Source organism: Stenotrophomonas sp. PS02301, from assembly GCF_029959485.1.
GTDB lineage: Bacteria > Pseudomonadota > Gammaproteobacteria > Xanthomonadales > Xanthomonadaceae > Stenotrophomonas > Stenotrophomonas maltophilia_Z.
This window is the reverse complement of the sequence record NZ_JASCOO010000013.1, coordinates 68,181-74,791: the sequence shown is the minus strand read 5'-3', so window position 1 is coordinate 74,791 and position 6,611 is coordinate 68,181. Positions and strand designations below refer to the sequence as shown.

Here is a 6,611-nt window from a genome sequence, read left to right as displayed (position 1 = left end):
GAATGCCTGTTTGGGGCTTAAAAATAAACGACGGCCCCCCACCCCGGTCGGTGCGGGCCGCGGGCCGGCACGGTCAGCGTCAACACTCCGGCACCGGGATGGGCGTCGTGCTTTGCGGGTCGCCGCGTTCCACTGCGCGCCTTGAATCGCCCCGCCCCTGCCGCCACTCTATGACTTCGCTCGGACGCCGCGCAATCACCCTGCCAGCGTCCCGCCCTACCTTCTATTGCGAGCTTACATGAGCAACTCCAAGCACTCCCGCCTGTTGATCCTTGGTTCCGGCCCGGCCGGCTGGACCGCCGCCGTCTACGCCGCGCGCGCCAACCTCAAGCCCGTCGTGATCACCGGCCTGCAGCAGGGCGGCCAGCTGATGACCACCACCGAGGTGGACAACTGGCCTGGAGATGCGCACGGCCTGATGGGCCCGGACCTGATGACGCGCATGCAGGCGCACGCCGAGCGCTTCGAGACCGAGGTCATCTTCGATCACATCCACACCGCCGATGTCTCCCAGCGCCCGTTCAAGCTGATCGGTGACAGCGCCGAGTACACCTGCGATGCCCTGATCATCGCCACCGGCGCCACCGCCAAGTACCTGGGCATCCCCAGCGAAGAGGCCTTCAAGGGCCGCGGCGTGTCGGCCTGCGCCACCTGCGATGGCTTCTTCTACCGTGACCAGGACGTGGTCGTGGTCGGCGGCGGCAACACCGCCGTGGAAGAGGCCCTGTACCTGTCCAACATCGCCCGCAAGGTCTACCTGGTCCACCGCCGCGACACCCTCAAGGCGGAAAAGATCATGCAGGACAAGCTGTTCGCCAAGGTCGCCGCCGGCAAGATCGAGACCGTGTGGCACCACCAGGTGGACGAAGTACTGGGCAACGAGGCCGGCGTGACCGGTGTGCGCGTCAAGTCCACGCTGGACGGCAGCACCCGTGACATCGAGGCCCATGGCTTCTTCGTGGCGATCGGCCACCACCCCAACACCAGCCTGTTCGATGGCCAGCTGACCATGAACAACGGCTACCTGGACATCCGCTCGGGCCTGGGCGGCAACGCCACCCAGACGTCGGTGGAGGGCGTGTTCGCCGCCGGCGACGTGGCCGACCAGCACTACCGCCAGGCGATCACCTCGGCCGGCTTCGGCTGCATGGCCGCGCTGGATGCCGAGCGTTATCTGGATGCGAAGGGTCAGGCGAGCTGATCTGCCGCCCGTATCGCGCAGCACACGAAGGCCGGTGAATCATTCACCGGCCTTTTTACTGACCGGTACGTTCCGCACGCCCTGCGCCCGTCCCGCCTGCTCTATCCTCTGCCCATGCCCGATCCACGTTTCCTGCATCGCCTGTCCGATGTCCCCGCCGCTGCCTGGGACGCCCTGCACGACGGCCGCAACCCGTTCCTGTCGCATGCCTTCCTGGCTGGTCTGGAAGAACACGGTTGCCTGCGCCCGGAGTGGGGCTGGCGGCCGCGCCACTTCACCCTGTGGGACGGGGACACCCTGGTCGCGGCGATCCCCGGCTACCTCAAGGACAACTCCCACGGCGAGTTCGTGTTCGATCACGCCTGGGCCCACGCGTACGCCCAGCACGGGCTGGACTACTTCCCCAAGTGGCTGGGCGCGGTGCCGTATTCGCCGGTCACCGGCCCGCGTTTACTTGCCGGCACCACGGAGGATCGTGGCGCGCTGCTGGCAACGCTGGCGGGCGAAGTGGCACGCCTGGGCTGGTCCTCGGCCCACATCAACTTCCACCCCGCCGATGAAGACCCGGCCTTCAGCCCGGACTGGCTGCTGCGCGAGGACATCCAGTTCCAGTGGCACAACCCCGGAAGCTGGGAGACCTTCGACGACTTCCTCGGCGCGATGGACCACAAGCACCGCAAGAACATCCGCCAGGAACGCGCCAAGCTCGGGCGCAGCGGCGTCACGTATCGCATCGTGCATGGCGATGAGGCGACCGAGGCCGACCTGCGCGCCATGCATGGCTTCTACCTGCAGACCTTCGCCGAGTACGGCAACTCGCCCGCGCTCACGCTCCCGTTCCTGCAGCATCTCGCCCGCACGATGCCGCGCGCGCTGGTGGTCTTCCTGGCGGTGCTCGATGGCGAGCCGGTCGCCGGCGCGCTGTGCCTGCGCGGTGCGGACACGCTCTATGGGCGGTACTGGGGCGGTGCCACCCTGCCCGGCCTGCATTTCGAGACCTGCTATTACCAGGGGATCGCCTACTGCCTGCGCGAAGGACTGGCCCGCTTCGAGCCCGGCGCCCAGGGTGAGCACAAGCTGGCGCGCGGCTTCCTGCCGCACCGGGTGCGCAGCCGGCACTGGATAGCCGAGCCGGCCTTCGCCGAGGCACTGATCGCGTGGTGCGCACAGGAACGTGCCGAGGTCGCCCACTACGCACGTGTACTGGCCTCGCACAGTCCGTTCAAGGCCGACCCGGCATGACCCGCCGGCTTCCCTGGCGCCTGGACGACGCGCCGGACGCCCCCTTCCCGCCCGCCGAGACCGCCCTGCGCGATCCCGACGGCCTGCTCGCCCTCGGCGGCGACCTCTCGCCGGTGCGGCTGCTCAATGCCTATGCCGGCGGCATCTTTCCGTGGTTCTCCGAAGGCCAGCCGCTGCTGTGGTGGTCGCCGGACCCGCGCATGGTGTTCCGCACCGACGGCGTGCACCTGTCCAGCCGCTTTCGCCGCTCGCTCCGGCAGAGCCGCTGGACGCTACGCGCCGATACGTGTTTTGAGCGGGTGATCGATGCCTGCGCGGCCAGCCCGCGCCCTGGCCAGGACGGCACCTGGATCACGCGCGACATGCGCGATGCGTATGTCGAGCTGCACCGGCTCGGCTTCGCTCACTCGGTGGAGGTATTCGATGGCGATGCCTTGGTCGGCGGCATCTACGGGGTGGCGATCGGGCGGATGTTTTTCGGGGAAAGCATGTTCAGTGCGGCATCGGGCGGCTCCAAGGTCGCCCTGGCCGGGCTGGCCCATCGGCTGGCCAGCTGGGGGTGGCCGCTGATCGATGCGCAGGTCGAAAATGACCATCTGCTGCGCATGGGCGCTGAGCACTGGCCCCGGCAGCGCTTTCTCGCGCTGGTCCGTGAACAGGCCCTACAGCCAGCCGCCGCAGGCGATTGGGGGGATATGTTCGGCACGCTGGCCGCCGCCGACATCGCTGATCCGGACCGGCCTTAACCAAAACTTTGCATCAAACGCCCGACGCGCGTAAAATGCCCGCTCTTCAGGCCAGCTCGGCCGGTTACAGAACTGCACAGGACTACATGTCGAAAGACGACTCCATCGAGTTCGAAGGCACCGTCAGCGAGACGCTGCCGAACACCACTTTCCGCGTACGACTGGAAAATGGGCATGAAATCATCGCCCACATCTCCGGCCGCATGCGCAAGAACTACATCCGCATCCTGACGGGCGACCGCGTCAAGGTCGAAATGACCCCGTACGACCTGACCAAGGGTCGCATCACCTACCGCATGAAATAAGCGGTCCGGGGGTTGTTCCCGCCAGAAGGCCAGCCAGGTGCTGGCCTTTTCGCGTGGGCGGCATTCAGCCGGCAGCGGCCTTACCCTGCCAAGCGGCACCCTGACCCAGTGCACCCTGACGTCGGTCAGGATGCCTTGATGCAGATTCGCTCCGGCCTGCAAGCAGCCACGCTGGCGGTCGATCCAATCCGGATCACGACCCGATGGCCCCGCCATGAAGTACCTGTCTCCCCTGCTCCTGATCACCTGTCTGGCCGCCGCGTCGGCCCAGGCCGCCGAACCCACCGTCCCCGGCGACTGCATCACGCTCTCTGCCGATCAACAGCTGGTACGCAACAGGGCTGACCGCGATGTGCTGCTGCGCAATGGCGCCCAGCACTACCTGGTGCGCTTCGAACGCTCCTGCAGCAGCGCCGCGATGTCGCCGAAACTCGCCTTCGTCACGCCTGGCCGGGAGGGCCAACTCTGCGGCGCAGGGGCCAGCAACCTGCGTACCAATGCACAGAGCTGCGCGATCAGTGCCGTTGATCCGATCACCGCCGAAGAATTCACACGTAAGGCACGCGCGCGCCAGTGATCGGCCACGCACCCACGCCCGCGTAAACAAAAGCCCCCTTTCGGGGGCTTTTGTATTCATCTCGACAGCACCTGCCGCCCGATTACACCGTGGCCGGCAACAGACGCTCCGGTTCGGCCTCGGTCTCGACAAACAGCTGGTCGTCGCGGACGTCGATGCTGACCTTGCCACCGTTGACCAGCTTGCCGAACAGCAGCTCGTCGGCCAGCGGACGCTTGATCTTGTCCTGGATCACGCGCGCCATCGGGCGGGCACCCATCAGCGGGTCGAAGCCATGGTGGGCCAGCCAGTCGCGCGCGGTCGGGGTGGCCGACAGGCTGACGTGCTTTTCCTGCAGCAGCATTTCCAGCTCGATCAGGAACTTGTCCACCACGCGCAGGATGTGCTCGAAGCCCAGCGCCTGGAACTGCACGATCGCATCCAGGCGGTTGCGGAACTCCGGCGTGAAGCTCTTGCGGATGACTTCCATCGCGTCGGTGGCATGGTCCTGGCGGGTGAAGCCGATCGAACGCCGCGAGGCCTGGGCCGCGCCGGCATTGGTGGTCATCACCAGCACCACGTTCTTGAAGTTCGCCTCACGGCCATTGGTGTCGGTCAGCACGCCTCGGTCCATGACCTGCAGCAGGATGTTGAAGATGTCCGGGTGGGCTTTTTCCACCTCGTCCAGCAGCAGCACGCAATGCGGGGTCTTGACGATCTTCTCGGTCAGCAGACCCCCCTGGTCGAACCCGACGTAGCCCGGGGGAGCACCGATCAGGCGGCTGATCGAGTGCGACTCCATGTATTCGCTCATGTCGAAGCGGACCAGCTCGATGCCCAGCTGCAGCGCAAGCTGCTTGGTCACCTCGGTCTTGCCCACGCCGGTCGGGCCGGAGAACAGGAAGTTGCCGATCGGCTTTTCCGGATTGGCCAGGCCCGAGCGGGCCAGCTTGATCGCCGAGGACAGCGTCTCGATGGCCGGGTCCTGGCCGAAGATCACCATCTTCAGGTTGCGCTCCAGATGCTGGAGCACGTCCTTGTCGGTCGCGCTGACCTGCTTGGCCGGGATGCGGGCCATCTTGGCGACGATGGTCTCGATCTCCTCGATGTCGATCAGTTCCTTGCGCTCACCGTCCGGCAGCAGGCGCTGGCGGGCACCGGCTTCGTCGATCACATCGATCGCCTTGTCCGGCAGCAGGCGGTCGTTGATGTGCTTGACCGACAGATCCACCGCGGCCTGCAGCGCGTCATCGGCGTAGGTCACGCCGTGGTGCGCTTCGTACTTGGGCTTGAGGCCCTGCAGGATCTCGTAGGTTTCGCCCACGGTCGGCTCGACGATGTCGATCTTCTGGAAGCGGCGGGCCAGGGCCCGATCCTTCTCGAAGATCCCGCGGTATTCCTGGAAGGTGGTCGAGCCGATGCAGCGCAGCTCGCCCGAGGCCAGGGCCGGTTTGATCAGGTTGGAGGCATCCATGGTGCCGCCCGAGGCGGACCCGGCGCCGATGATGGTGTGGATCTCATCGATGAACAGCACCGCGTTGGGCAGCTTCTTCATCGCGGTCAGCACGCCCTTCAGGCGCTTCTCGAAATCACCGCGGTACTTGGTCCCGGCCACCAGGGCGCCCAGGTCCAGCGAATAGATCACCGCATCGGCGAGCACGTCCGGCACGGAGCCTTCCACGATGCGCTTGGCCAGGCCTTCGGCGATCGCCGTCTTGCCCACGCCGGCCTCGCCCACGTACAGCGGGTTGTTCTTGCGGCGACGGCACAGGACCTGGATGGTGCGCTCGATTTCATCGGCACGGCCGACCAGCGGGTCGATCTTGCCGTTGCGGGCCTGCTCATTGAGGTTGCTGGCGAACTCGGCCAGGGCATCGCCCTTGCCTTCGCCCTCGGCACCCTCGGCACGGCCCTCGCCATCGGCGGCAGGAGGCACTTCGCCCTCCTCGCCCAGCTTGGCGATGCCGTGGGAAAGGTAATTGACGATATCCAGCCGGGTGACGTCCTGCTGGTTGAGGTAGTACACGGCATGCGAGTCCTTCTCGCCGAAGATCGCCACCAGTACGTTGGCGCCGGTGACTTCCTTCTTGCCCGAGGACTGCACGTGGTACACCGCGCGCTGCAGCACGCGCTGGAAGCCCAGCGTCGGCTGGGTATCGCGCCCATCATCTTCGGCCAGGCGCGAGACCGAAGCCTCGATGGCCTGTTCCAGTTCCTGGCGCAGGCGGTCGGCATCCGCGCCGCAGGCCTTGAGGACGGCCTGGGCGGACGGGTTGTCGAGCAGTGCCAACAGCAGGTGTTCCACCGTCATGAATTCATGCCGGGCCTCACGGGCGCGCTTGTAGCACTGTCCGATGGTGTGTTCGAGGTCTTTACTGAACATGATTAACTCCGGCGGCAGTTAGGAACAATATGCGGCCAACCTTCACGATTTCCATCACCCTAGCGGATCAGTGCGTTCAGACGGCGTTAGCACTTGCCTGATCGCGCCCGTCCATTCGACGAGCCTCCATCATGCACGAACTTCCGGCCACGAAATGGCAGCTTCACCGTGATGGCGA

General features: G+C 66.1%; 6 protein-coding genes. 5 read left to right on the top strand and 1 reads right to left on the bottom strand.

What is annotated here, in order from left to right:
* Window positions 1-238: 238 nt before the first annotated feature.
* The 5 genes from trxB (at window position 239) to QMX81_RS05750 (ending at window position 4,071) form a co-directional block, all read left to right on the top strand.
* The gene (gene trxB, locus QMX81_RS05770; protein WP_121036780.1) at window positions 239-1,201 is read left to right on the top strand and encodes a thioredoxin-disulfide reductase; all 963 of its coding nucleotides are present in this window, start codon (window positions 239-241) and stop codon (window positions 1,199-1,201) included.
* A gap of 114 nt (window positions 1,202-1,315) precedes the next feature.
* Window positions 1,316-2,443 carry a GNAT family N-acetyltransferase gene (locus QMX81_RS05765; protein WP_282259512.1) on the top strand — a complete coding sequence of 376 codons (1,128 nt, stop codon included), beginning with the start codon at window positions 1,316-1,318 and terminating at the stop codon, window positions 2,441-2,443.
* Complete coding sequence (gene aat, locus QMX81_RS05760) at window positions 2,440-3,189, top strand: leucyl/phenylalanyl-tRNA--protein transferase (protein WP_282259510.1); 750 nt, start codon at window positions 2,440-2,442, stop codon at window positions 3,187-3,189. The genes QMX81_RS05765 and aat overlap by 4 nt, the downstream gene beginning before the upstream one ends.
* Before the next feature lie 86 nt (window positions 3,190-3,275).
* Window positions 3,276-3,494 (top strand): translation initiation factor IF-1, encoded by a 219-nt coding sequence (gene infA, locus QMX81_RS05755; RefSeq protein ID WP_005409596.1) that lies wholly within the window; start codon window positions 3,276-3,278, stop codon window positions 3,492-3,494.
* 214 nt (window positions 3,495-3,708) lie between these two features.
* Complete coding sequence (locus QMX81_RS05750; protein WP_282259508.1) at window positions 3,709-4,071, top strand: hypothetical protein; 363 nt, start codon at window positions 3,709-3,711, stop codon at window positions 4,069-4,071.
* Window positions 4,072-4,153: 82 nt separating this feature from the next.
* Here the strand turns inward: QMX81_RS05750 and clpA are convergent, their stop codons facing one another.
* Window positions 4,154-6,433: an ATP-dependent Clp protease ATP-binding subunit ClpA gene (gene clpA, locus QMX81_RS05745; RefSeq protein WP_282259506.1), complete on the bottom strand. Its 2,280-nt coding sequence runs from the start codon at window positions 6,431-6,433 to the stop codon at window positions 4,154-4,156.
* Between the last annotated feature and the right edge of the window lie 178 nt (window positions 6,434-6,611).